Raw genomic sequence first — 24,891 nt, forward strand, 5'->3', positions numbered from 1 at the left:
GCAGTGCTGGGCGAGGCGAGGACCGGCCCGATGCCGACCGTAGGATGGACGCGTGATCGACCTGACTCTGCTGCGTGATGATCCCGAGCTCGTGAAGCGCTCCCAGATCGCCCGCGGGGAGTCGCCGGACTCGGTGGACGAGGCCCTCGCCGCCGACCGCGACCGCCGCGCCGCCATCACCGCCTTCGAAGAGCTGCGCGCCGCGCAGAACGCGCACGGCAAGCGCGTCGCGCAGGCACCGAAAGACGAGAAGGCCGCCCTGGTCGCCGAGGCCAAGCAGCTCAGCGAGCAGGTCAAGGCCGCACAGCACGCGGTCGCCGAGGCCGAGGCCGCCGCCGACGCCGCGCTCTCGCGCATCGAGAACATCGTGCTCGAGGGCGTCCCGGCCGGCGGGGAGGAGGACTTCGTCACCCTCCGCACCCACGGGGACATCCCCACGTACGACTTCGAGCCGCGCGACCACCTGGAGATCGGTGAACTCCTCGGCGCGATCGACATGGAGCGCGGCACCAAGGTCTCGGGCAGCCGCTTCTACTTCCTCACCGGCATCGGTGCGCGCCTCGAGCTCGCGCTCATGACCCTGGCCCTCGACCGGGCCCTGCGGGCGGGCTTCACGCCCATGATCCCGCCGACGCTCGTGCGCCCCGAGGTCATGCGCGGCACCGGGTTCCTCGGCCAGCACGCCGACGAGGTCTACCACCTGCCGAAGGAAGACCTCTATCTCGTCGGCACGAGCGAAGTCCCTCTCGCCGGCTACCACATGGACGAGATCCTCGACCTCGAGCGCGGCGCCAAGCGCTACGCCGGCTGGTCCACCTGCTACCGCAGCGAGGCCGGGTCGTACGGCAAGGACACCCGCGGCATCATCCGCGTGCACCAGTTCAACAAGCTCGAGATGTTCGTCTACACCGACCCCGCCGACGCCGAGGCCGAGCACGACCGTCTCGTCGCCATGCAAGAGGGCATGCTGCAAGACCTCGGCCTGGCCTACCGCGTGATCGACGTCGCAGCGGGCGATCTGGGCTCCAGCGCCGCGCGCAAGTTCGACATCGAGGCCTGGGTGCCCACGCAGGACGCCTACCGCGAGCTCACGAGCACCTCGAACTGCACGACCTATCAGGCTCGTCGTCTCAACACGCGTTTCCGCCCCGAGGGAAGCAAGACCGCCCCGGTCGCCACCTTGAACGGAACGCTCGCCACCACCCGCTGGATCGTCGCCCTCCTCGAGACGCACCAGCGCGAGGACGGATCGGTGACCGTCCCCGAGGTCCTGCGGCCGTACCTCGGCGGCCTTGAGGTCATGGAGCCGATCGCGTGAGCGACGAGGCCGCTCTGCCCGACACCGGCGCCGTCGAGAGCGCCCCGAAGCAGGAAGCGGCCGACGTCGTCGCCGCGCTCGCCGACGACGCCCCCGGGCGCATGCTCATCGCCCTCGACGTCGACGGCACGGTTCTGCTCGAAGACGACACGCTCAGCCCGGGTGTCGTCGAGGCCGTGACGGGTGCCGCCGACGCGGGCCACGAGGTCATGCTCGCCACCGGCCGCAGCTGGGACAGCACCCACACGATCATGGATCGCCTCGGCATCCGCCCCGAGTACGCCGTCTGCTCGAATGGCGCGATCGTCATGCGACGCATCGGCGAGGGGGATGCCGCGACCTACGAGCGCGCGCACGTCGAGACGTTCGACCCGACCGAGGTGCTGACCCTGCTCGGTGAGCACCTCGCGGGGGCGCACTTCCTCGTCGAGCTGCCCGACGGTTCGCGCCTGTTCACCGACTACCTCGACGACTGGAATCTGCAGGGCGCCAACAAGGTCTCGTTCGAGCGGCTGTCGGACCAGCCCGTCTGCCGTGTCGTCGTCGTGGCGCCTGAGCAGACCGACCAGGACTTCCTCGAGCTCGTCGAGCGCATCGGGCTCAGCCAGGTGTCGTACGCGATCGGCTGGACGGCGTGGCTCGACATCGCCCCGCAGGGGGTCGACAAATCCACTGCGCTCGAACTCGTGCGCGGGTGGCTCGGCATCCCCGCGGAGCGGGTGCTCGTCATGGGCGACGGTCGCAACGACATCGAGATGATGCAGTGGGCCGTGCGCAACGGCGGCCGCGCCATCGCGATGCACCAGGGTCCGCCCGAGGTGCACGCCGCCGCCGGCGAGGTGGGGCTGTCGGTCACCGAGGGTGGTGTGGCGGCGGTCCTGCGCGCCCTCTAGCGCCCCTGTAGCGCTCTTCAGCGCGCCCACGCCTCCCGCATCGCCGCGCGCAGCGTGCGCCCATCGGCTCGGTCGAGCTCACGGCGGCTGCGCTCGAACGCCGCGCGTGCGGCATCCCGGAACACGTCCGCGTGCGCGGGGGCCGACGCCGCGAGCGACGCCAGACACTTCTGCAGGCGCACCTGCACCTCGATATCGGCCGCCCCGTCGCGCGCGAGCGGACGGAATGCGTCGTCGACCAGGTCGGCGAGCAGCGGTGGCGGCACGTACACACGGTCGTAGTCGACCTCGGTGCGGCGTTCGACGGCGAGGCCCCGCGCGAAGACGCGGTGCAGAGCCGCGATCACTTCGATGGCGGTGCCGGGGTCGTTCGTCGCAGCCGACAGGGCACGGCTGCCGATCTCGGTCAGCGCGATCACGCCGAAGCGCGGGTCCTGCTCGTAGGTGCGGTGACGCTCGATGCGAAACGCCCGCCGGATGCCGGTACGCACGTCGTCGTCGACCGTACCGGTCACGGCCACGAGCGGTACACGTGCATCGGCGATACGCCCGGGTGTCGCACGCACGTGGATCTCGACGTCGTGCTGGTGCGCCACCCGGTCGAGGCCGGCGATATCGACGTGCGTGACGTATCCGACCTCGTCGGCGTGGACGGCCACGGCATCCGAAGGCACGGTGCCGCCGGCTCGAGCGCCGAGCGTGGGCGCCTCGGCGTGCAACTCGAACGAGGTGGTCGCCGCCTTCTCGACGCGGTCGATCACGTCGGCCATGCGCCCGAAAGTCGACAGGTGAGAGATCCACCGCAGCAGAGTGAACACCACGATGCCGATGATCACGAGCGTGGCGACGAACAGGATGGTGCGCCCCTGCGCGGGGTAGTAGCCGGTCGAGAGGGCGACGAGCCCCACCAACGAGAAGGTGAACGCACCGACGAAGGTCGACACGGCGTTCTGCGAGGTGGGATCGGCGATCAGTAGCGGCGTCGACCGGGGCGTTGCGGTCGTCGTCGCCGACGAGAACGCGGTGACCATCGCCGTGACCGAGAACGTGCTCACCGTCAGCATCGCGGTCGCGATGATCTGTAACAGCGACCCCACGGAGTTCTGCGCGAGGTCGATCCCGAACTCGAAGGGCAGCAGGGCGCCCAGAAACCCCCCGGCCAGGGCGACGATCACGGCGATGACCGTGAACAGTGCCGCCCGCACCCATACCTGCCGTCCGAGCCGCAGGAAGAAGGATGCCAAGGAGCCGCGGACCGTCATCGCCATGCGTCGACGTTATCCAGTCGCCGGGTGCGCTGCGGGCTGGACGCGGGAGCCCGGGGTCGTCGGTAGACTCGGGACGTTCAGGAGGGTTGTCCGAGCGGCCGATGGACCTGGTCTTGAAAACCAGTGGGCAGCAATGTCCCGTGGGTTCGAATCCCACACCCTCCGCCAGTTGAGGGGTGGCTCCACGCGGAGCCGCCCCTTGCTACAGCCCACCCCGGCCCGAGGTGCCGGATGCCTCGAAGCGCCGCCGCTGTGGTCGCATCCGTGGAAGGCGCCATCGCGATCGACGAGAGTGTTGTCCGCGCGCCCACAGCGTGACCGGGGGGGGGCGTGAGTGCGTGTGTCGCCGGCCTTCTTCCGCGATGGCCATATCCGGATCGGCTCAGGCAGACCGCGCCTGCGATCTGGTGGTTCGGCGCTCAGCTCACCCTCCATTACGCCACGGTCGGGCACGCCGCGCAGGGACGAGTGGCCCAATGCGCGGGGCTGCTCAGCGAAGCCGCGTGCCGGACCGCTCACGCGATCCTTTCCCACCGAGGTGAGTGGATCACGAATGAGAAGCGGCTCCTGGAACGTTCGGAGCTCCGAGGTATGAACGAACTCATCGCGGGCATTTCCCAGGACGAGTACGGTCTCCTCGACACCGCCCGCAACGCGACGGCACTGCTCACGGAAGCGATAAGGCGCGAGGGAATTGGCGGCTGATCGGTCGGTGGGGCGCTCGAGCGCGCGAGCGCGAGCGCCCGTCGCGGTGATCATCGCGTCCTCTACCGGATCGTCGATCAGCAGCTGGCGATCGAGATCGCGTGGTTCGTGCACCGCCGGGACACCTACCGGCCGGTGCGCGTGGGGCCGAATGAGATCGGGCGCGTGGATCGCGCAGGACGCGCCGACCCTCACGCCATTCACAGCCGGTCGTCCCTAGTATTACTGCGACCTCCGGCCCCGAACCGGAGTCGCGACGTGCCGCCGGGCCGGTGGCATCCGTTCGAAAGGACCCGAGTGAGCAAGACGACCCCGCGCGGTCAGAGGACCATTGCGCGCCACGGCCGGCTGACGTCGCCGGGCCCGCTCTCGCAGCTGTTCCGCGGTCTCGCCATCGTCGTGGCCGTTCTTCTCGTGGCGGGCGCCGGTATCGGTGCCTACATTGCGATCGACCTGTCGCGTAGCTTCACGGCCGACGCGGTCGAGCTGAAGAACCAGCCGGCGGTCCCGCCGGACCTGGGTGAACTCAAGGGTGGTGTGAACCTGCTCCTCGTCGGCACCGACGAGTGCGAGCCCGACTTCGCGCAGTACTTCGGCGACCGGTGCTCCGGCGCCGACTCGGGCGACAGCCTGAACGACGTCAACATGCTCGTGCACATCTCGGATGCACCGCGTCGGGTCACCGTCATCTCGTTCCCGCGCGACCTGATGGTGCCGATCCCGTCGTGCACCGACAAAGACGGCGTCGAGCACTCCGCGATGACCAAGCAGCAGATCAACAGCGCCTTCTACTACGGCGGACTCTCGTGCGTCGTTCAGACCATCTCCGAGCTCAGTGGCCTCGAGATCCCGTTCGCGGCGAAGGTGAGCTTCGGCGGCGTCATCAATATCACCGACGCCATCGGCGGTGTCGACGTCTGTATCGCCAACGGCATCAAGGACCCGTACACCGGTATCGACTGGCCTGCCGGCACGCGCACCGTGGTCGGGCTCGACGCGCTGCAGTTCCTGCGTACCCGCCACGGCGTCGGTGATGGCGGCGACCTGGGTCGCATCTCGAACCAGCAGCAGTACATGTCGCGACTGGCGAACAAGCTGAAGAGCCAGGACGTGCTGTCGAATCCGGCGACGCTGTACAAGCTCGCCTCGACGGCTCTGCGCAATGTCGACCCGTCGACCTCGCTCACGAACCCGCTCACCCTCGTGCAGATCGCGTCGGCGGTGAAGGACGTGCCGTTCAACGAGATCGTCTTCATCCAGTACCCGACCTACACGGACCCCGACAACCCGAACCGTGTGGTCCCCGATCGCAGTGCCGCCGACACGCTCTGGGCGGCGCTCGCGGCGAACCAGCCTCTGCAGCTGTCGGGAAACCTGAGCGACGGCAATGGTGTGGTCGTCGACGAGAACGCGACCCCGGCGCCCACGACCGCCCCCACCGACGCCGCCACTCCCGGCCCGACCGACAGTGCCGCGCCGACGCCGGCGCCGAGTTCGTCGGCCGTGGTGCTGCCGTCGGAGATCGCCGGTCAGACCGCCGCGCAGTCGACCTGCTCGAACGGTAACGTCCGCTGACCGTCGTCGCCCGGCATCCCGATCCTGGTTCGGATGCCGGGCGGCGACCGGTTAGTATGGACCGGTGTGTTCGCGCCGTAAGGCCTCGAACACCTGGAGACGTCGCATAGTCAGGCCTAGTGCACCACCCTGCTAAGGTGGAGTCCCCGTAAGGGGACCGAGGGTTCAAATCCCTCCGTCTCCGCACTCGAAAGCCCCGGTCCGCCGGGGCTTTCTGGATCATGGTCCACCGTCTGCGAACCACCGACACCGTGACCGCCGTCGCGTTGATCTTCGCGGCGGCCGCAGCACGCCGGTCATGGGCTCATCCGCCATCACGTTCGGCGGCTTTGCCGAGGAGCTCGCCAAGGGCGCGCTCATCGTGGTCGTCGGGTGGAAGCTCGCCACGTCCACGCGCGACGGCCTGTTCGTCGGCGGTGTCGTTGGTCTCGGTTTCGCGATCCTGGAGAGCTGAAGCCGGACCACCGCCGCCGCGGCGTGTCTGGCCGATAGTCTCGCTGCAGGACCACTGTCCGCGGCGGCCGTCGGCCGTCGCAGCCCTCGACCCCCGGAGAAGCTCACATGTCTGTCGGTCTGCTCGCCGTCGTCGACGACATCCTCAGCGCGGCAATGAAGGCCAGCGCGAAGACGGCGGGTGTCGTCATCGACGACGCCGCCGTGACCCCGCAGTACGTGCAGGGCCTCACCCCCGCGCGAGAGCTGCCCGTGGTGTGGAAGATCGCCCTCGGCAGCATCATCAACAAGTACGTCGTCATCATTCCGATCGCGTTGCTGCTGACGGCGTTCGCCCCGTGGGTGCTGCCGTACCTGCTCATCATCGGCGGCGGGTTCTTGTGCTTCGAAGGCGCCGAGAAGGTGCTGGAGTGGTTCGGGGTGCACCACGGTGCGCACGACGACGGCCCGCGCGACGAGAAGAAGCTCGTGCTCGGCGCGGTCCGCACCGACCTCATCCTCAGCACCGAGATCATGCTGATCGCCCTGTCGAGCCTGGATCCCGGCTTCGGGATCTGGATGACGTTGGGCGCGCTGCTCGTCATCGGTCTGGCCATGACGGTCGTCGTCTACGGTGCGGTCGCGCTGCTGGTGAAGATCGACGACATCGGCCTGCGGTTCATGAAGAGTCCTGCCCGGCGCGTGCGTCGCTTCGGCGTGCGGGTCGTGGCATCCATGCCCGCGGTGTTCCGCGTGATCAGCATCGTCGGAACCGTCGCGATGCTCTGGGTCGGTGGACACCTCGTGGTGCAGAATCTCGCCGAGACGTTGTGGTCCGGGCCGTACGGCCTCGTGCACGTCGTCACGCACGCGATCGAAGCGACGGGACCGGTCGTCGTGTGGATCGTCGACACCGCGATCTCGGCCGTCTTCGGGCTCGTCCTGGGGCTGATCATCGTCGCCGTGGTGATGGGTGTCACGCGTCTGACGACGCGCGACGCGCCGGCTGACGCCTCTCACTGACACTCGGCGACGCGCACAGTTCCCCGTTTCTGCCACACTCAGCAGCGGGGACGCGCTGGGCGCGCTCCCAGACGAGGGGGAAAGCCGTGAGCACGACAGGGAAGAACGCCGCCCCGAGCGGCCGCACGCACGTTCGACACCGTCGGGAGCACCGACGCACTCATACAGCGGCGTTCGTGCTCGGCGCGACCGCCCTGTGGCTGTATCTCGGGTTCGTGATGCTGCACCTGCTGCACAACAACGACGTGCTCCCGGCGTGGGTCTTCGTGGGCGCGGCAGTGGTGCCGGTGACGCTCCTGTGGGTCATGGTGCACCGTCTTCGCGTCACGGACACCCTCACGTGGGGGAGGCTGGCCATCGCGGCGGGCTTCGGCGGTCTCCTCGCGCTGGCGTTGGGGAGCACGCTCGACTCGCTCACCGGGTTCATCCCCCAACCGCATCCGGGTGGCGATGCGGGCGTCGTCAGCCTCGCGGCCGCCGGCTTCGTCGAGGAGTTCGCCAAGGGGGTGCTCATCGTCGTGGTGGGGTGGCGTGTGGTGAAGTCCACGCGCAACGGTCTGTTCGTCGGCGGTGCGGTCGGTATCGGGTTCTCCGTCTACGAGACGATGGGATACATCCTGGGCCACTACGGCGGCGATCATCCCGTGTTCATCGGCACCGCGGTGGCGATCGAGCGGGGCATCCTCGCACCGTTCGGCCACGTGCTGTGGAGCTCGTTGCTGGGTGCGGCCCTCTTCACCGCCGCCGCGAAGACGGGCCGGTTCCGGGTGACCGGCCTCGTGCTGGGCGCCTACGTGGGCGTCGCCGTGCTGCACGGACTCTGGGACGGAGCCTCGCCGCTGGTCACCGCGTCGACGGGCTCGCAGGTGCTCGCCATGGTGACGGAGATCGGTGCGGGGGTCGTGACGATCCTGGCCGGTGGTCTCATCTGGCGGCACGTCGCGCGCTCCGCACCCGCGCCCGCGGATGCTCCGGACGACGTCGCGGCGACGACGGATGCCGTGTCCCCGGCGCCGCCGCCCGCCTGATCCGCGCCTCGCGAGCGGGTTCTCGCGCGCTGCCCGTCCCCGGTATGGTGGGCGACGCGCTCTCGGTGTCAGTCCAGACGCGAGTGATCGCCCAGGCGGTGCCAGGCGCGGTTGTGGTACACCAGGGCGCTGCCGGCTTCGCCGACCTCGAGGTCGCGTTCGACGTCGACCTGCAGGGCTTGAGCCGCGATGACCGTCGAGGCTCCGGCATCCATTCGACTCACGATCTTGCATCGCAGCCACGCGCGCACGCCGTGGTAGACCGGCTCGCCCGTGGCGAGACGCGACCACGCTGACGTGTCGGCGAAGCGGTCGACGCCGCTCGTGGAGGCCGTGCGCGCCAGGCCGATGTCCTCGGCGTCGAGCAGGTGCACCACGATCGTGTCGGCCTCGACGATGGTCGGCGTCGCCGACGACAGGGCCGAGACCGAGAAGATCAGCAGTGGCGGCTCGGCGCTCACCGACGACACGCTCGACGCGGTGAGGGCCACGGGACCGTGCTCGCCGTAGGCGGTGATCACGGCGATGCCGCCGGGGTGTCCGCGGAAGGCGCGTTTGAAGTCGTCCGCCGAGACCGAGGTGCCGATCGCGGGGGCGCTCTCGGAGGAGTGCTCGTGCGGAAGCGATGTCATGGATACGACGGTAGGCGCTCTCGCCGGGATCGGCACCGTTCGGCGCAACATGCCGAAACCGACGGTGACACGATGGCCCCGGGATGCCACGGCATCCCGGGGCCATCGTGTCACGGCCTCAGCCCAGCAGGGGCACGGATCCCACCAGCACGCCGACGGCGAGCATCACGAGCGAGACGATCGTCGCGCGCCACAGCACCTTCTTGTGGTGGTCGCCGAGGTTCACGCCGGCGAGCGAGACGAGCAGCAGAATCGCGGGCACGAGCGGGCTCTGCAGGTGCACGGGCTGGCCGGTGATCGAGGCGCGGGCCATCTCGACCGGAGCGATGCCGTAGTTCGCGGCGCTCTCGGCGAGCACCGGCAGGATGCCGAAGTAGAACGCGTCGTTCGACATGAAGAACGTGAACGGGATCGACAGGACGCCCGTGATGACGGCGAGGAACGGACCCATCGACGAGGGGATCACCTGCGTGATCCACGACGCCATCGCGGTCACCATGCCCGTGCCGTTCAGCACACCGACCAGCACGCCGGCCGCGAGCACCATCGACACGACCCCGACGATGCTGGGAGCGTGGGCGACGATCTCGTCGGCCTGTGAGCGGAGCTTCGGGAAGTTCACGATGAGCGCGAGCGCGGCGCCGACCATGAACACGAAAGCCAGCGGGAACAGGTCCATCACGAGCAGCACCATGACCGCGATCGTGAGGGCGAGGTTGAACCAGAGGAGCCTCGGGCGCAGCGTCGCGCGGTTGGGGTCGAGCATCGTGTCGGCCATCGCCGTGTCGGCGGTGTCGACGAGCTGTGCGGCGGCGACGGCATCGCGCCCGCCGCGCACGGTGACGATGTTGCCGGTGCGCAGTGACGCGAGGGCGCCCGGCTTGTGCTCCGCGCCGCGGAAGATTCTCGGGGCGCCAAGGCGGCCGAAACCGCCGGGGGCGTCGAGCTGTGACGTGTCCACGGCGCCGGCCAGACGGCGGCGCTCCGACAGGCCCAGGAACCACGCGAACACGAGCGAGACGACCAGACCCGCGGCCAGCGAGGGCAGCATCGGCACGAACACGTCGGTGGGCTGCAGGCCCAGAGCGGTGGCGGCGCGAACGGTCGGACCGCCCCACGGGACGATGTTCATCGTGCCGTTCATCAGGCCCGCGACGCAGGTGAGCACGACGGGGCTCATGCCCAGGCGCAGGTAGAGCGGCAGCATCGCCGAGGTGGTGATGATGAAGGTCGTCGAGCCGTCGCCATCGAGCGAGACGGCACCGGCGAGGATGGCCGTGCCCAGCACGATCTTGGCCGGGTCATCGCCCAGCACGCGCGTGACCACGCGGATGAGCGGGTCGAAGAGTCCGACGTCGATCATGATGCCGAAGTACATGATCGCGAACATCAGCAGCGCCGCCGTCGGCGCCATCTTGCTGATCGCATCGATCACCATGTCGCCGAGGCCGAAGCCCGCGCCGGCGATGAGACCGAAGATCGTCGGGACGACGATGAGGGCGACCATCGGGGTGAGGCGGCGCGTCATGATCAGCGCCATGAACGACAGGACCATGAGGAAGCCGAGGGCCACGAGCACCCCGTCGGCGGGCGTGTAGGCCACCGGGTACTCGGCCGTGTCGGCCGCAAGGATCAGGGGGGTCATCGCGACTCCTTCGTCGTGACGGGCGCGGGAATCGCGCTGTCGATCCGGCGACACTACGGATGCCATGGCCTCGGGCGCGCGCTTGCTCGCATTGCGCCGGGTTATGCGCGTACCGTGTCTTCTGCGCATTTCGCGCACGACGTGGTGTTCGAGGAGGCACATGCGGTTCGCAACTCGAATGCTCGTGGTGCAGGTGGCGACCCAGGTGGTCGTCGTCGCGGTGTGCACCGCGGTCTTCGCTTGGCTCGGGGTGCAGCAGCTCAAGGCCGAGGCCGACTCCTCGGCGCTGAATATCGCCCGCTCGGTCGCCGAGGCGCCCGACGTCCGCGATCTCGTGGCCGCCTACTCCGCCGATCCGGGAACACCGGATGCCGCGGACCTGCGTGACGGGATGCTGCAGCGGTACGCGGTCGAGGTCACCGCCCGCACGGAAGGCCTGTTCGTCGTGATCACCGATGATCACGGCATCCGTCTGGCCCACCCCGATTCCGATCGCCTCGGCCAGGTCGTCAGCACGAGCTTCGCCGACGCCCTCGCTGGCCGTGAGGTCGTGACGTGGGAGACCGGGACGCTGGGGGAGTCCGCGCGCGCGAAGGTCCCCGTGTATCCGCCCGGCGGAGGCGCCCCGGTGGGAGAGGTCAGCGTCGGCTTCGAGAGGGCGAGCGTCTTCGACGACCTGCCCGCGCTGCTCGCCGGGATCGCGGTCGCGGTGCTGCTGGCCGTCACCATCGGCGCGCTCGTCGCGCTTCTCATGCGCCGCCGGCTCGAGCGGCTGACCCTCGGCGTGCAGCCCGAAGAGCTCGTAGCCCTCGTGCAGACCCAGACGGCGGTGCTCGAGGGTGCCGACGAGGGGGTGCTCGCGTTCGATGAGACGGGGGTTGTGCGGGTGTGCACGGCGACCGCCGAGCGTCTGCTGGGAATCACGGATGCCGTGGGCCGCCCCCTCGCCGATCTCGGTCTCCCGCCCGCCGTGGCCACCGCGCTGGCCGCGGGCGGGGCGAGCGTGGGGCTGCCCGTCGGGGGTCGTGTCGTGTTCATCGACGTCCGCCCGGTGCGTCGGGGAGCGCGGGCGCTCGGTCGTGTTGCGGTGCTGCGCGACCGCACCGACGTCGCCGCGCTGTCGGAGCGCCTCGACAGCGTGCGCGCGATGGGCGACGCCCTGCGGGTTCAGCGGCACGAGAACGCCAACCGTCTGCACGCGGCCGTGGGTCTGCTCGATGCGGGGCGCGCCGCCGAGGCCCGCGCATTCCTCGCCGACCTCGTCGACCGCGGTTCGGTCGACTGGGCCGTGCCGGGCATCGATCTCGTGGGAGATGCGATGCTGCAGTCCTTCCTCGGGGCGAAGGCTCTTGCGGCGCGCGAGCGCGGGGTCGCTCTGCGCGTCTCCGACGATACGTTCCTGCCCGGCACCGTCGACGAGGTCGAAGACGTCGTCGCCGTGCTCGGCAACCTCATCGACAACGCCGTGACCGCCACGGCATCCGGTCCCGAACCCCGCGAGGTCGAGGTGGCGGTTCTCGGCGACGGCGAGGCGGTCGTGCTCACCGTGTCCGATACGGGCGGCGGGATCGCCGACGTCGACGCCGTCTTCGCCCCGCCCGAGCGCGACGACGATCCCGCCGCGGTGCACGGGCTCGGGATCGGTCTGCCGCTCTCGCGCGAGTTCGCCCGACGACGCGGCGGCGAGGTGTGGGTCGTCGATCCGGGCGGCGACGACCACGGCGCCGTCGTGGCCGCGCGTCTGCCCGGCGTCCTACGAGGAGGTACTCCGTGACCGACATCCGTGTCCTGGTCGTCGACGACGACTTCCGCGTGGCGGGGCTTCACCGTGACGCTGTCGCCGCGCGTGCGGGGTTCATCGCGCTCGAGCCCGCGCGCACGGTGGGCGAGGCCCGAGCGGTGATCGCCGCGCACGCCCCCGACCTGTTGCTGGCCGACGTCTATCTGCCCGATGGCGACGGCGTCGAGCTCGTGCGCTCCGCCGGCGTCGACGCCTTCGTGCTGTCGGCGGCGACGGATGCCGCGACGGTCCGCCGCGCGTTCACCGCCGGTGCCCTCGCCTATCTCGTCAAGCCGTTCGACACCCGCGTGCTGGCGGAGCGGCTGGATCGTTACGCCCGCTACCGCAACCTGCTCTCGAGTGCGCGGCCGCTGAGCCAGGACGACATCGATCGCGCGGCATCGGTCGTGCGCGGTGAGCGTGAGGGCCCGTCGCTCGCCCGGTCGGCGACCGAGCAGACGGTGCTGGCCGCGCTCGGCTCCGATGAGGCGTCGGCGACCGAGGTGGCCGAGCGCATCGGCGTTTCGCGTGCGACCGCGCAGCGTCACCTCACCGCGCTCGCCGAGCGGGGCCTCGTGCACGTGAGTCTGCGGTACGGCTCGACCGGACGCCCCGAGCACCGTTTCCGCGTCGGCCCCTGATTCACGGCTCCCGCCGGACGGCATCCCGTGTCCCCCTTCGTGCAGCTTCGGGACGCACGTCTCGCACCTTCTGGGACGAGCCTCGCTTGGTGCCGGCCCGACCGGGATGCCGCCCGACCGGCGCCGCCCCGATAGGGAGGCCGTCGGCTCAGGCCTCCAGTACCGCCCACCCCCGCGGCCCGAGGGTGATGCGGTCGTCCGCCGGTGACCCCTCGCCCGCGACGAGAGCCCGTCCGTCCGCGATCGGCAGCGACACCGGCTCGTCTCCGACGTTGAGGGCGACCACGACGGCGTCGTCGCCCACTGCGGTCCGCAGCGCCATCGCGGTGTTGGCGACCTCGATCACGTCGGTGTGCGCGCGCCAGAGCCACGGCTTGCGTCGTCGGAGCGCGATGAGCGCCTGATGGGCCTGGAGGATGCGTTCGTCGGGCTCGACGTCGCCCGGCCCCGCGGGGAACGCGGGGCGCACCGCGTCATCGCCTCCGAGACGGTGCTCCTTCACGCCCGTCCACCCGAACTCGTCGCCCGCGTACACCGACGGGGTGCCCGCCACGGTGAACAGCACCGCGAGCGCGTGCGGCACGAGGTCGGCTCCCACGGCCGACGCGATCCGGGTGACGTCGTGGTTGCCGACGAAGGTCTGCGGCACGAAGGTCGACAGCAGCTCGTCGTGACGCTCGAGAGCGTGACTCAGCTCGAACAGGTTCCGGTCCGCGATCCCGTGCCAGATGCCCTGCCACAGCTCGTACTGCGTGAGGGAGTCCATCGTCGACTCCCGCACGATCGCCGTCGCGTCGCCGTGGATGACCTCGCCGAGGAACCACGCCTCCGGAAAGCGTTCGCGCACGCGTGGCAGCATCTCGGCCCAGAAGGACGACGGCACCGCGTACGCGGCATCCAATCTCCACCCGTCGATCCCTCGGTCGAGCCAATGGCACATGATCTCGACCACGAGGTCGACCACCGCGGGGGAGGAGTGATCGAGCGCGACGAGGGCGTCGTGCCCCTCGAACACCTCGGCCTCGAACCGGCCGTCGGTCCACCGCCCGCGGAACAGCTGCGGACCGTCCTTCGTCAGGTTCTGGAACGCCGGATGCCCGCGCCCCACATGGTTGAACACCCCGTCGAGGAGGATCCGGATGCCGCGCTCCCGCGCCGCGTCGACGAGCCGGGCGAAGTCCTCGTCGTCGCCCAGTCGCGGGTCGATGCGGAAATGGTCGACGGTGTCGTAGCCGTGGGTCTCGGCGGCGAAGACCGGTCCGAGCAAGACGCCGTTCAGCCCCAGCGCGATGACATGGTCGAGCCACGGCTCGAGTCGGTCCAGGCGGTGCGCGGGCTCGGCATCCGGATCCACGCCGTCGCGGATGGGCGCACCGACGAATCCCAGCGGATAGAGGTGCCACCACATCGCGTGCTCGGGCCAGGTCGGCATCCGGTCTCCTCTCGGCGGTGCTTCGACGCTAACGGCCCCTCCGGGCATCCCCGCCGGGGTTGCGGCCCGACTTCCACCGCGTCAGGCGCTCGCCGTCGTGCCCGAGCGACAGATCCCGGTGCCTTGCTCGGCGTCACGCTTGAGCCCGCACCTCGGCCGGAGCGAAGACGGCGAGATCGATCGCCCGTGTACGCGCGGCGTCCACCGCGGCTGCGACGGCCCCGATCGAGACGATGTCTGCGCCCAGGGGGGAGGCCACCAGTTCGGGTGCCGGAAGGTGCAGCTCGGTGGGCAGGGCTGCACTGGCCGCCTCGATGATCGGGCCCGCCCCGGCGGCGATGGCCCCCGACACGACCACGCGTCGCACGTCGAACAGGCTCCCCAGCACCCCCGTCACCGTCGCCAGAGCCGCACCGACCTCGGCGGCCACAGCCAGTGCCCCCGGGTCGCCTCGGCCGGCGAGGTGGAGCACCGTCTTGGCATCCAGGCTCTCGAGCGGAACGCGTGCCAGGTCGCTGTCGGCGGGCAGGGTTCCCGCGGTGATCGCCGCGCGGGCGGCCTCCACGCAGCGCGGGGCGAGACCGAAGGCGCTGCCGACGCCCTCGACGCGGTCGAGGGCCACGGTCTCACCCGCTCCGCCGTGTGCTCCGCGCAGCAGACGCCCGTCGATCCACAGGCCCGCTCCGAAGCGCTCACCGGCCAGCAGTGCGATGAAGTCGTCGCACCCGACGGCCGCACCCTGGGCGTGCTCCGCGACCGCGGCGAGCGACGCATCGTTCTCGACGCGCACGACCGGGGCCCATGCGGCGAAGGTGTCGACGAAGTCGGGGTTCATCCGCTGCCAGAACCCGTCGTGGTGCACGGGGGAGCGGCCCGCGCGGTCGACCGGCGCGGGCACGCCCACGCAGAGCGCGACGACCCGGTCCCGCGAGGCGCGGGCCCGGGTGAGCGTGGCATCGACGACCTTTTCGGTCGCGCGGCGCCGGCGCTCGGGGGAGTCGCGTTCGGGATCGACGGTCAGGCGCGAGGTGGCGACCGGGGTGCCGCGCAGGTCGGCGACGGTCGCGGTGACGTGACCGCGACCGGCGTCGACGCCCACCACCAGTCCGGCGTCGGCGCGCAGGCAGAAGCGCCGTGCCGGGCGCCCCTTGGAGTACTCGCCCCCCAGGCGCGCATTGGGCATCTCGACCAGCAGACCGCGGTCGACGAGTTCGTCGAGCACGTCGATGGTGGTCGATCGCGTGAGCATCACCGCCGCCATGACGTCGCTGGCGGTGAACGCCTCAGCCTCCCACGCGTAGGCGAGCACGGCGTCGAGGCTGCGGCGGCGGAGCGAGGGCACCGAGGACGAGGCAACCGTCATGGACCTTGACCCCCTTCGTGTCTGCTGCAATACTGCCGTCAACACATTGATTTGGCGAGTAGATTTACTCGTCGATTTTAGATGGTCGCAAGGACGCGAGGAGGAACCAGGTGTCGACGAAGACCAGGGCCGGGCGACGATGGGTCGCCGCGACCGCGGTGGGAGTGCTGGGGGCGGCGATGCTCGCAGGCTGTTCCACCGACGGGCGCGAGACGATCCGCTTCACCTTCAGCAAGCGCGAGGCGCTGACGTTCATGAACGACGTCGTCGCGCAGTACAACGCCTCGCAGGACAAGGTGCGGGTCGAGATGGATGCCTCGGGCGTCGACGTCGTGTCGGCGAGCTTCGTGCGCGGCAACCCGCCCGACATCATGCTCGCCAACTACAACTACGAGACCGCCCGTTTCGTGCAGCGGTGCGCGCTGAGCGACCTTTCCGACACGACGGCCGCGAGCACGGTGCGCGCCGACCTTCAGCCCCTCATGGACCAGTACGGCTCGTGCGAGGGGCGAACCAGCGCGCTGCCCTACTCGGTCATGGCCGCGTCGGTGATCTACAACCAGCAGATCTTCGAGCAGTACGGCCTCGAGGTCCCCACCACGTGGGACGAGCTGCTGCAGGGTTCCGAGACGCTGAAGGCGAACGGCGTCACGCCCTTCTACGGCACCTTCAAAGACGACTGGACCGTCGGTCAGGGCTGGTACGACTACTCCGTCGGCGGATCGCTGAACGTCATCGACTTCTTCGACGACCTCGCCGCCGAGGGCGCCGACGTCGGCCCGCAGTCGACGGTGTCGTTCGCCAAGGACTTCACCGAGCCGATGGAGCGCATGCTCCAGCTCGCCGAGAACTACACGAACCCGGATGCCGAGAGCCGGGCCTACGGCGACGGCAACCTCGCGTTCGCCCAGGGGCAGGCGGCGATGTACCTGCAGGGGCCGTGGGCGCTCGGCGAGATCGCCAAGACCTCGCCCGACCTCCCGGTCGGTACGTTCCCGCTGCCGATGACCGATGACCCGGCCGACTTGAAGGTCCGCGTCAACATGGACCTCGCGGCCATCATCCCCGAGGCATCCCGGCACAAGGATGCCGCCCGCGACTTCCTCGAGTACCTGTACCAGCCCGAGGTGATCGAGGCCTACAACGAGTCGCAGCTCGGCTTCGCCCCGACGAAGGATGCCCCCTCGCCGAGCGACCCCCGCATCGCGGGGATGATCCCCTACTACGACGAGGGCCGCATCTACCAGGGCGCCTCCGTGCTCGTGCCCAAGACCATCCCGGTCTTCAACTACGTGCAGGCGATGCTGTTCGGCGCCTCGCCGCAAGCCACCCTGAGCACCATGGACGAGGACTGGTCGCGGCTCGCCTTCCGCCAACCGCCGGCCTCGACGACCGACGCATCCGGCGAGGAGGCCGCGCGATGACCACGACGACCACGATCGTCACGGGCGGCAAAGCGACCGTGCGTCGCAGCAGCCGCCGCGTCGAGCCGATCTACTACCTATTCCTGCTCCCCACCCTGGTGCTCTTCACCCTCGCCATCACGGTGCCCGGCATCATCGGGATCTTCTTCAGCTTCACCGACTCGATCGGTCTGGGGGAGTGGAACTTCACGGGGCTCACCAACTACATCGCCATCTTCAGCGACCCGGCCATCCTGCAGGCCTACCTGTTCACGTTCGGGTTCTCGGTCGCCACCGTCATCGTCGTCAACATCGCGGCCTTCCTGCTCGCGGTGGGGCTCACCGCGCAGATCCGCTTCAAGAAGGCGCTGCGCACGGTCTTCGTCATCCCGATGGTGATCTCGGGCATCATCATCGCCTACGTCTTCAACTTCCTCTTCAGCAACTCCGTCCCGCAGGCCGGAGCCTCGCTCGGCATCCCGTGGCTCGAGACGAGCCTGCTGGCCAATCCCGACCTGGCGTGGGTCGCGATCGTGATCGTCACCGCGTGGCAGGCGATCCCCGGGACGCTGCTCATCTACATCGCGGGCCTGCTCTCCGTGCCCGGAGACGTGTACGAAGCGGCCGGTCTCGACGGGGCGAGCAAGACGCAGCAGCTCCTGCGCATCACGCTTCCGCTCGTGGCGGGGTACGTCGTGATCAACGTCATCCTGGGCTTCAAGGGCTTCCTGAACGCCTACGACATCATCGTCGGTCTCACCGGCGGTGGTCCCGGCACCGCGACGCGGAGCGTCGCGATGTCGATCATTCTGGGATTCAACGGCGGTGACTACGCGTACCAGATGGCGAACGCGGCCCTGTTCTTCATCGTCGCCGTCGTCATCTCGCTCCTGCAGCTCTCGCTGACCCGGGGAAGGAACACCCTGTCATGACCGCTCTCAACCAGCCCGCGCTCGCCTTCGAGCAGGCCGAGCTCGCCGTGCCCTCCCGTCGGGGCGCCCGTGTCCGCCGCGTCGGCACGGAGCGCATCAACTGGTCGGCGACGACCATCCTGGTGCTCTGCACGCTGACCGTGCTGTTGCCGCTGTACGTCACCATCTCGATGGCGCTGAAGAGCGGCACCCAGGTGGTCGACGGCAACGCCTTCTCGTTCCCGTCGCCGATCAGCTTCGACGGGTTCGTCCAGGCGTGGACCCTGACGAAGTTCCCCGTGGGGCTCGCGGTCTCGCTGTTCGTGACGGCCGGCACGGTCGTCGCGACGATTGTCCTCGCCGCCTTCGCCTCGTACGCGATCGCCCGCAACTGGGACCGCAAGCTCTTCCGCTACTCGTTCTTCTACCTGCTCGCGGCGATGTTCATCCCGTTCCCGGTGGTCGCGCTCCCGCAGATCCAGCTCACCGGCCGCGTCGGTCTCGACAACCCCGTCGGCGTGATCATCCTCGCCACGATGTTCCAGTTGAGCTTCAGCGTGCTGTTGTTCACGGCGTTCCTGCGCTCCATTCCGCTCGAGCTCGAAGAGAGCGCGCGCATCGACGGCGCGACGACCTGGCAGACGTTCTGGCGGCTCATCTTCCCGCTTCTGGCTCCGATGAGCGCGACGGTCGGCATCTTCGCGTTCCTCTACGCCTGGAACGACTTCATGATGCCCTCGCTCATCATCAGCGACCCGGCGCTGCAGACCCTGCCGGTGCGCCAGAACCTCTTCCAGACGCAGTTCAGCAACAACTACAACGTGGCCTTCGCCTCGTACCTCATGGCCATGGCCCCCGCGATCGTCGCCTACCTGTTCACCCAGCGATGGGTGATGGCGGGCGTGACGCAGGGCGCCGTCAAGGGCTGACACCGACCACCCCCTCGAAAGGACAACCGTGACCACCGCCGCACCCTCCGTGCAGACCCGCGAGCTCTCCGACGCCCCCGACTGGTGGCGCCAGGCCGTCGTCTACCAGGTGTATCCCCGCAGCTTCGCCGACACCGACGGCGACGGCCTGGGCGACATCAAGGGCATCACCTCGCGCGTGCCGTACCTGGCCGAGCTGGGGGTGGATGCCATCTGGCTCAGCCCCTTCTACCCCTCCGACCTCGCCGACGGCGGATACGACGTCGCCGACTACCGCGACGTCGACCCCAAGCTCGGGACCCTGGCCGACATGGACGAGCTCATCGCGCAGCTGCACGCCCACGGCATCCGGATCGTCGTCGACATCGTGCCGAACCACACCTCCGACAAGCACGTGTGGTTCCAGGAGGCGCTCGCCGCCGGCCGCGGCTCCGCAGCCCGCGAGCGGTACATCTTCCGCGAGGGCACCGGCGTCGACGGCGCCGAGCCGCCGACCGACTGGGAGTCGCTCTTCGGCGGGTCGGCGTGGGAGCGCGTCGATGACGGGCAGTGGTACCTGCACAACTTCGACGTGTCGCAGCCCGACCTGAACTGGGACAACCGCGAGGTGCGCGACGACTTCCTCACGACGCTGCGTTTCTGGAGCGACCGCGGGGTCGACGGGTTCCGCATCGACGTGGCGCACATGCTCACCAAGGACCTGACTGAGCCCCTGCCCTCGCGCGCCCAGCTCGAGGCGCTGCCGTTCGACGGCACGCACCCCCTGATCGACCGCGACGACGTCCACGAGGTCTACGCCGAGTGGCGCGAGGTCTTCAACTCGTACGATCCGCCGCGCACCGCCGTCGCCGAGGCGTGGGTGCACCCCTCGCGCGTGCCGTTGTACGCCAGCGCCGAGAGCCTGGGCCAGGCGTTCAACTTCGACCTGCTCGAGGCCGACTTCGACCCCGCGCAGTTCCGCCGGATCGTCGCCGACAACCTCGCGCTCGCGGCGGAGTCGGGCTCGTCGACCACGTGGGTGCTGTCGAACCACGACGTCGTGCGTCACGCGACCCGCTACGGCCTCCCGGATGCCGAGCGCGGCGCCGACGGACGCCCGACCCGCAAGCACGGCAACGAGTGGCTGCTGTCCGGTGGCGAGACTCCCGTGCTCGACACGGCTCGCGGCGAGCGCCGCGCACGCGCCGCAGCGACGTTCGTCCTGGGCCTCCCGGGTTCGGCGTACCTCTACCAGGGCGAGGAGCTGGGCCTGCACGAGGTCGCCGAGATCCCCGACGCCGATCGGCAGGACCCCACGTTCTTCCGCAGCCCCGGCATTGACCAGGGGCGCGACGGATGCCGTGTGCCTCTGCCGTGGACCGCGGAGGGGTCCGCGTTCGGCTTCGGCGCGAAGGGTGCCCACTTGCCGCAGCCTGCGTGGTTCAGCGCTTATGCGGTCGACCGACAGGACGGCGACCCGGCCTCGACGCTCTCGCTGTACCGCCGGGCGCTCGACCTGCGCCACGAGCTGCAGACCGACGAGCAGTTGCAGTGGATCGACGCGGGCCGCGACGACGTGGTGGCGTTCGAGCGCCCGAACGGCTGGACGGTCGTGACCAACTTCGGCACGGAGTCGGCGCCGCTTCCCGCCGGCGAGGTGCTGCTGTCCAGCGCCGAGCTCACCGGCGACGCCCTCCCCGCCGAGACGACGGTCTGGCTCCGCCGCTCCTAACTCCCCCGCTCCCCCCCTCCCCCCCTCCCCTCCCCCCCCCCCCGTAAAACCCCTGTTGAGTGTCCATGACACGCCGTTGTGGTCGGCCGCGATACGGCGTTTCCTGGACACTCAACGGGGTTGGCGGCCGCGTCCGTGCACCCGCGCCCATCCCCCGCCGCGTCGCTCGATCGCGCCGGCGGCGGCGAACGCCTCCAGCCAGCCGCTCATGGGCCACACGCCCCATCGCTCGTGGAACATCGCGCCGTTGCGCAGGATGTCGTCGAGGTGCTGCCACGGGGGAGAGGACACCGGATGCCACTGGTGGTAGGCGTCTGCACCCCCGACCCAGCGCATCTCGACGCCGCGGGCGCGCGCCGACCAGGCCAGATCGGTGTCTTCCGCGCCGTAACCCTCATACACGGGCGCGAAGCCGCCGATGCGCTCCCAGGTCGGCGGAGCCACGGCGAACGACAGCGACCAGAAGAGGTCGTACTCGGCCGCGGTCGCTCGGCGGTTCACACCGAGCGGCAGGGCGGGGCGAGCGCGGTGAGGCCGAGTGAGAAACGGCAGATCGGCTGCGCTTTCGGGGCGCTGCACGCTCGCCAGGTACGTCACGGGTCCGGCCAACAGCGCGTCCGGGTACGCGGCGGCCGCGGAGCGATAGGCGGGCAGCAGGTCGGGCCCGGGCAGGCAGTCCACGTCGAGGAACACCAGCAGCTTCGCGCCCGCGGCGACGGCCGCCTCGGCCGCGCGGTTGCGTCCCTCTCCGACCCGGAGTCCCACGGGCCCGGGCGGCACGTGCAGCGTGAGGCTCTCGGCATCCTGGATCCCGGCCGGAGCGGTCTCGTCGAGCCACGCTTCGACCCGCACGATGTCGGCGGCGACCTCGGCCAGCACGCGACGTTGACGCTCGAAGTGTTCGCGCCGCGCCGACGACGCGACCGTGATGACGGCGGTTCTCACGGCAGAACGGCTTCGACGGCGGCGGCCATGCGTTCGGCGGCGCCCGCGACCTGCCACCGCGACCAGTCGGGCTCGGCGCCTGCCGCCCGCTCGATGTGGTCGACGAGGCTCTCGGCCGTGGCGTGCTCGTCGGCGCGTCGTGCCAGACCCCACCGCTGCAAGGCGTCGGCGGTGGCCCGCTGCTCGTCGAAGGGGCGAGCCTGCGCGACGACCACGGCCCGGCTGCCGGATGCGGCGAGGTCGGCGACACTGTTCTGACCCGCCGCGCTCACGACGACGGTGCTGCGCGTGAGGAGCGGCCAGGGATCGTCGATGCGCGAGGCGTCGTCGTAGCCCACGGCGTCGACTCGCCACCCGCGAGCGGTCAGGCGGTCGGTGACGTCCGCGCGCACGGCGGGCTCGAGCACGCGTCCGAGCAGCAGCACCGACCGCCGTGACGAAGGCTGCTCGGCGGCGCGCCCGTCGTAGCGTGAGATGCCGCCGGTCCACACCACGCGGTCGCCGTGCGCCGCGAGCGCCGGCGTGGGCACGGCGCCGTGCGCCCACGGGGCGACGATCCTGTCGGCGAGGGCGTAGGCGAGAGCGTGCGGGGCGTCGGTGCGTGCGCCGGGCTGCGTCACGGCGATCGTGCGGAGCCCGAGCAAGCGGGCGAAGGCGACGACCTCGGCGCTCACGTCGACGACGAAGGCGGCCAATCCGCGTTGCGACGCGGTGGCCGCGATCGTCGCGAGCCGTGCGCGGTGTCCCGGGTGATCGTGCGGGGCCCAGTGCAGATGGCCGCGCGCGGTCGGGTCGGCGTCGCGCGGGTCGATGTTCGAGCCGTCCGAGCTCTCCACCGTGTCGGCGTCCCCGGGCAGTTCGATCCACTCGGTCGCCGCGTCGAGTCCGGCGGGGCGGGGAAGAGATGAGAACACGACGACGCTCGTCCGCACGTGCGGGCGCACCGCGAGCAGCCGTGCGATGTGACCGAAGCCGTGGTGGTGGACGTACCAGCCGATCACCATGACACCGCCGGCACGCGGCGCGCCGCGACGGGCTGCGAGGTGTGGGCGAGCACGCGCTCGACTTCCCGGTACCGCTGCGCGAGCGAGTGCTGACGCACCGCCGCCCGACGTGTCCACACGCGGGTCAGGGGTTCGCGCGCTCCCTGCGCGGCCAGCTCCGCCGCTGCCGTGCCCAGCGCGACGACGTCGCCCGGCATCACGGTGGCGGATCCCGGGATCCCGGCGAGCACCTCCGACACGCCGCCGATGTCGAACGCCGCGACCGGGGTGCCGGTGGCCAACGCTTCGGCGATGACGAGGCCGAAGGGTTCCTCCCACATGGGCGTCACCAGGGCGACGGCCGATGAGCCGACGAGGCGGCACAGGTCGGGCTGGCGCAGCGGACCCACGTAGCGGGCGTGCACCCCGAGGCGCGGCACCACCTCTTGCTCGAAGTAGTCGACGTCGCCGATGCGACCCGCCAGAACGATGTGGGCGTCGGCCGATCGTGCGGCCTCGATCGCGAGATGTGGCGCCTTCTCCGGAACCACGCGTCCCGACCACACCCATGACGTGCCGCCGGTACCGCGCGTCCACTGGTCCGTGTCGATGCCGTTCGGGAAGACGAAGGCGTCGACGCCCTCGACCGACCACGCGCGGGCCGTGGCCTGACTGACGGCGACGAAACGGTGCGCGCTGTCGCCCAGGTCTGCGGACGCCTCCAGCATCGGTTCGAGCGGCGGGGTGTGCAGGGTCGTCACGACGGGGATGTCCGCGTCGCGACTCCACCGGATCGGGGCGGCGTGGAGGCTGTGGTTGTCGACGACGTCGTACAGGTGCCGATCGGTGATCAGACGCTCGCGCGCGGCGTCGAAGGCAGCGTCGACGGCGGCCGCGTAGCCGCTCGGGTACTCGGTGTCCGATGCCTCCTCCGGGCGCGTCCAGGCCGGCGTGGGGAGGTGGAACTCCTCGACGTCACCGAGGAAATCCGATCCCTCCGCCGCGCACAGCGTCACCTCGTGGCCCCGCGAGCGCAGCCAGCGCACGCGGTCCCAGACGCACGCCTCGAGCCCGCCCGCGTGCGGCTGGCGCAGCGGGTATCGCGAGGGCGCCACGACGAGCACCCGCAGCAGACGCGTTGCCCGGATCATGCCGCGACCACCCTCGTGAGCGCGCTGCGGTACACCTCGACGTGCGCCGCGCGCACTCGCCCCCGCTCCGCGAGGCGCTGGCCACGGCGGCGGTCGACCTCAGCCGCGCGTGACGGCGAACCCGGCCGCGACCACCCCGGCGAGGCGGCATCCACGATCGCCCGGGCGAGCGAGAGGGGGTCGCCGACGTCGAAGGAGTGGAAGTCGCCCGGATGCTGCGCGGCGATGTGTCCGACGCGGGTGCCGATGACGGGGACGGCGAGGTCGTAGCAGAGCTCCGCCCACCCCGACTGGGTGCCGTGGCGGTAGGGGAGCACGCACGCGTCGAGGTCGGCGAGCCACGCCGCGAGGGCGGCGTCGTCGAGGCGTGGTCCGTGCTCGACGCTCACACCGTCGGCACCTCGGGCGAGGAGGTCGATGGATGCCGCGGCCTCGTCGTCGCGGACCCGCTCGTTCAGTCGCACCACGGCCTCGACCCGCGTGCCCTGCGCGCGCAGGTCGGCCACGGCGCGTACCAGGGTGGCGCAGGTTCCGACGCCGTCGATGTTGGGCCGTAGATCACGCAGGTGCACGCCGACCCGGGCGACGTCGTGCACCCGGCCCACCGGGCGCGGTGCGTCGGGCAGCAGCGTCGGGTGCGCGATCACGGTCGTCGGACGCCGCGCGATCGCGCGGACCTCGCCGTCGGTGGTATCGGTGAGGGTGATGAGGGCGTCGGCGGCGGCAGTGAGCACCTCGAGTGACGCGCGGTGTTCGTCCTGCGTCGTCAGCTGCGGGTTGTCGAGGTCGTGCACCGTGTAGACGAACGGCTTTCCGAGCCGTCGGAGGGCGGTCACCGTCTCCCGCAGCTCGGTGGCGCTGTACGACTCGATGCCGAAATGCACGTGCACCAGGTCGAAGTCCGCCGCGTGGGCCTCCAGCCACGCGGGAAGCAGCACCTGAGGAGGCCACCACTGGCCGGCCGGTGCGCCCGGGGGCGGCGGGTCGGCGAGCAGGGTCACGCGATCGGGATCGGTGACGGCGATGACGTAGGGATGTGCCGAGGGAACGGCTGCGATTCGGACCGGGGGGACGGTGGTGGCGACGATCTTCTCTCCTCCTCGTGCGTTCGAGTGCGTGACGG

General features: G+C 70.4%; 21 protein-coding genes and 2 tRNA genes. 14 read left to right on the forward strand and 9 right to left on the reverse strand.

Translation table 11 applies throughout. The annotated features are described in order from the left end of the window. The first annotated feature begins 52 nt into the window (after positions 1–52). Both serS and QE412_RS14670 read left to right on the forward strand, forming a co-directional pair. Positions 53–1,318, forward strand: a complete 1,266-nt coding sequence (gene serS / locus QE412_RS14665; protein WP_307485414.1) for a serine--tRNA ligase — start codon at positions 53–55, stop codon at positions 1,316–1,318. After that, entirely contained in the window at positions 1,315–2,211 is an 897-nt protein-coding gene (locus QE412_RS14670) for an HAD family hydrolase (RefSeq protein WP_307485418.1), read from the forward strand. Before serS ends, QE412_RS14670 begins: the two co-directional genes overlap by 4 nt. 17 nt (positions 2,212–2,228) lie before the next feature. Here QE412_RS14670 and QE412_RS14675 read toward each other — a convergent pair whose 3' ends face one another. After that, entirely contained in the window at positions 2,229–3,479 is a 1,251-nt protein-coding gene (locus QE412_RS14675) for a DUF2254 domain-containing protein (protein WP_307485420.1), read from the reverse strand. A gap of 80 nt (positions 3,480–3,559) precedes the next feature. On the opposite strand from QE412_RS14675, the gene QE412_RS14680 reads away from it, so the two are divergent. From QE412_RS14680 to QE412_RS14705, 6 genes are all read left to right on the forward strand, one after another. Continuing rightward, positions 3,560–3,647: transfer RNA gene (locus QE412_RS14680), tRNA-Ser, on the forward strand. Between the two features lie 834 nt (positions 3,648–4,481). Next, on the forward strand, positions 4,482–5,759 hold the full coding sequence (locus QE412_RS14685; RefSeq protein ID WP_307485422.1) for an LCP family protein: 1,278 nt from the start codon (positions 4,482–4,484) through the stop codon (positions 5,757–5,759). Between the two features lie 95 nt (positions 5,760–5,854). Then, positions 5,855–5,943: transfer RNA gene (locus QE412_RS14690), tRNA-Ser, on the forward strand. Between the two features lie 114 nt (positions 5,944–6,057). Continuing rightward, positions 6,058–6,213: a PrsW family glutamic-type intramembrane protease gene (locus QE412_RS14695; protein WP_307485427.1), complete on the forward strand. Its 156-nt coding sequence runs from the start codon at positions 6,058–6,060 to the stop codon at positions 6,211–6,213. A 107-nt stretch (positions 6,214–6,320) separates the two neighbouring features. Further along, positions 6,321–7,214 (forward strand): DUF808 domain-containing protein, encoded by an 894-nt coding sequence (locus tag QE412_RS14700; protein WP_307485430.1) that lies wholly within the window; start codon positions 6,321–6,323, stop codon positions 7,212–7,214. An 86-nt stretch (positions 7,215–7,300) separates the two neighbouring features. Continuing rightward, the gene (locus QE412_RS14705; protein WP_307485433.1) at positions 7,301–8,242 is read left to right on the forward strand and encodes a PrsW family intramembrane metalloprotease; all 942 of its coding nucleotides are present in this window, start codon (positions 7,301–7,303) and stop codon (positions 8,240–8,242) included. Positions 8,243–8,310: 68 nt separating this feature from the next. Here QE412_RS14705 and QE412_RS14710 read toward each other — a convergent pair whose 3' ends face one another. Then, entirely contained in the window at positions 8,311–8,874 is a 564-nt protein-coding gene (locus tag QE412_RS14710; protein WP_307485436.1) for a flavin reductase family protein, read from the reverse strand. Positions 8,875–8,992: 118 nt separating this feature from the next. Beyond that, positions 8,993–10,519: a CitMHS family transporter gene (locus QE412_RS14715; protein WP_307485441.1), complete on the reverse strand. Its 1,527-nt coding sequence runs from the start codon at positions 10,517–10,519 to the stop codon at positions 8,993–8,995. Positions 10,520–10,679: 160 nt separating this feature from the next. Here QE412_RS14715 and QE412_RS14720 point away from each other — a divergent pair, with 160 nt between their 5' ends. Next, positions 10,680–12,293, forward strand: a complete 1,614-nt coding sequence (locus tag QE412_RS14720) for a sensor histidine kinase (RefSeq protein WP_307485444.1) — start codon at positions 10,680–10,682, stop codon at positions 12,291–12,293. Further along, positions 12,290–12,940 carry a response regulator gene (locus QE412_RS14725; protein WP_307485450.1) on the forward strand — a complete coding sequence of 217 codons (651 nt, stop codon included), beginning with the start codon at positions 12,290–12,292 and terminating at the stop codon, positions 12,938–12,940. Before QE412_RS14720 ends, QE412_RS14725 begins: the two co-directional genes overlap by 4 nt. 148 nt (positions 12,941–13,088) lie before the next feature. On the opposite strand, the gene QE412_RS14730 is transcribed toward QE412_RS14725, so the two are convergent. Both QE412_RS14730 and QE412_RS14735 read right to left on the reverse strand, forming a co-directional pair. Next, positions 13,089–14,372 carry an alpha-amylase family glycosyl hydrolase gene (locus QE412_RS14730; RefSeq protein WP_307485455.1) on the reverse strand — a complete coding sequence of 428 codons (1,284 nt, stop codon included), beginning with the start codon at positions 14,370–14,372 and terminating at the stop codon, positions 13,089–13,091. 133 nt (positions 14,373–14,505) lie between these two features. Then, a complete protein-coding gene (locus QE412_RS14735; protein WP_307485458.1) occupies positions 14,506–15,735 on the reverse strand; it encodes an ROK family protein in 1,230 nt (409 codons plus the stop codon). Positions 15,736–15,845: 110 nt separating this feature from the next. Between QE412_RS14735 and QE412_RS14740 the strand changes: the two genes are divergently transcribed. The 4 genes from QE412_RS14740 to QE412_RS14755 are packed head-to-tail and all read left to right on the forward strand — an operon-like array spanning position 15,846 to position 20,689. After that, positions 15,846–17,159: an ABC transporter substrate-binding protein gene (locus tag QE412_RS14740; protein ID WP_307485461.1), complete on the forward strand. Its 1,314-nt coding sequence runs from the start codon at positions 15,846–15,848 to the stop codon at positions 17,157–17,159. Next, positions 17,156–18,070, forward strand: coding sequence for a carbohydrate ABC transporter permease (locus QE412_RS14745; protein WP_307485465.1), 915 nt, complete (start codon positions 17,156–17,158; stop codon positions 18,068–18,070). The genes QE412_RS14740 and QE412_RS14745 overlap by 4 nt, the downstream gene beginning before the upstream one ends. Continuing rightward, positions 18,067–18,978 carry a carbohydrate ABC transporter permease gene (locus tag QE412_RS14750; protein WP_307485468.1) on the forward strand — a complete coding sequence of 304 codons (912 nt, stop codon included), beginning with the start codon at positions 18,067–18,069 and terminating at the stop codon, positions 18,976–18,978. The genes QE412_RS14745 and QE412_RS14750 overlap by 4 nt, the downstream gene beginning before the upstream one ends. A gap of 28 nt (positions 18,979–19,006) precedes the next feature. Then, positions 19,007–20,689, forward strand: coding sequence for a glycoside hydrolase family 13 protein (locus QE412_RS14755; RefSeq protein ID WP_307485471.1), 1,683 nt, complete (start codon positions 19,007–19,009; stop codon positions 20,687–20,689). Between the two features lie 111 nt (positions 20,690–20,800). On the opposite strand, the gene QE412_RS14760 is transcribed toward QE412_RS14755, so the two are convergent. Genes QE412_RS14760 through QE412_RS14775 form a run of 4 tightly spaced genes read right to left on the reverse strand, consistent with a single transcriptional unit; the run spans position 20,801 to position 24,769 of the window. Then, the gene (locus tag QE412_RS14760) at positions 20,801–21,634 is read right to left on the reverse strand and encodes a galactosyltransferase-related protein (protein WP_307485474.1); all 834 of its coding nucleotides are present in this window, start codon (positions 21,632–21,634) and stop codon (positions 20,801–20,803) included. After that, positions 21,631–22,638 carry a hypothetical protein gene (locus QE412_RS14765; protein WP_307485477.1) on the reverse strand — a complete coding sequence of 336 codons (1,008 nt, stop codon included), beginning with the start codon at positions 22,636–22,638 and terminating at the stop codon, positions 21,631–21,633. The genes QE412_RS14760 and QE412_RS14765 overlap by 4 nt, the downstream gene beginning before the upstream one ends. Next, a complete protein-coding gene (locus tag QE412_RS14770) occupies positions 22,632–23,768 on the reverse strand; it encodes a glycosyltransferase (RefSeq protein ID WP_307485479.1) in 1,137 nt (378 codons plus the stop codon). The genes QE412_RS14765 and QE412_RS14770 overlap by 7 nt, the downstream gene beginning before the upstream one ends. Then, the gene (locus tag QE412_RS14775; RefSeq protein ID WP_307485482.1) at positions 23,765–24,769 is read right to left on the reverse strand and encodes a glycosyltransferase; all 1,005 of its coding nucleotides are present in this window, start codon (positions 24,767–24,769) and stop codon (positions 23,765–23,767) included. Before QE412_RS14775 ends, QE412_RS14770 begins: the two co-directional genes overlap by 4 nt. Positions 24,770–24,891: the final 122 nt, after the last annotated feature.

The sequence above is a fragment of the Microbacterium trichothecenolyticum genome, from assembly GCF_030818955.1.
GTDB lineage: Bacteria > Actinomycetota > Actinomycetes > Actinomycetales > Microbacteriaceae > Microbacterium > Microbacterium trichothecenolyticum_B.

Excerpts from the sequence above, each read along its gene's own strand:
- QE412_RS14700 (WP_307485430.1), top strand. The coding sequence starts at position 6,321 with ATGTCTGTCGGTCTGCTCGCCGTCGTCGACGACATCCTCAGCGCGGCA.
- QE412_RS14730 (WP_307485455.1), bottom strand. The coding sequence starts at position 14,372 with ATGCCGACCTGGCCCGAGCACGCGATGTGGTGGCACCTCTATCCGCTG.
- QE412_RS14735 (WP_307485458.1), bottom strand. The coding sequence starts at position 15,735 with ATGACGGTTGCCTCGTCCTCGGTGCCCTCGCTCCGCCGCCGCAGCCTC.
- QE412_RS14715 (WP_307485441.1), bottom strand. The coding sequence starts at position 10,519 with ATGACCCCCCTGATCCTTGCGGCCGACACGGCCGAGTACCCGGTGGCC.
- QE412_RS14710 (WP_307485436.1), bottom strand. The coding sequence starts at position 8,874 with ATGACATCGCTTCCGCACGAGCACTCCTCCGAGAGCGCCCCCGCGATC.
- QE412_RS14770 (WP_307485479.1), bottom strand. The coding sequence starts at position 23,768 with ATGATCCGGGCAACGCGTCTGCTGCGGGTGCTCGTCGTGGCGCCCTCG.
- QE412_RS14695 (WP_307485427.1), top strand. The coding sequence starts at position 6,058 with ATGGGCTCATCCGCCATCACGTTCGGCGGCTTTGCCGAGGAGCTCGCC.
- QE412_RS14745 (WP_307485465.1), top strand. The coding sequence starts at position 17,156 with ATGACCACGACGACCACGATCGTCACGGGCGGCAAAGCGACCGTGCGT.
- QE412_RS14750 (WP_307485468.1), top strand. The coding sequence starts at position 18,067 with ATGACCGCTCTCAACCAGCCCGCGCTCGCCTTCGAGCAGGCCGAGCTC.
- QE412_RS14675 (WP_307485420.1), bottom strand. The coding sequence starts at position 3,479 with ATGGCGATGACGGTCCGCGGCTCCTTGGCATCCTTCTTCCTGCGGCTC.
- QE412_RS14720 (WP_307485444.1), top strand. The coding sequence starts at position 10,680 with ATGCGGTTCGCAACTCGAATGCTCGTGGTGCAGGTGGCGACCCAGGTG.
- QE412_RS14765 (WP_307485477.1), bottom strand. The coding sequence starts at position 22,638 with ATGGTGATCGGCTGGTACGTCCACCACCACGGCTTCGGTCACATCGCA.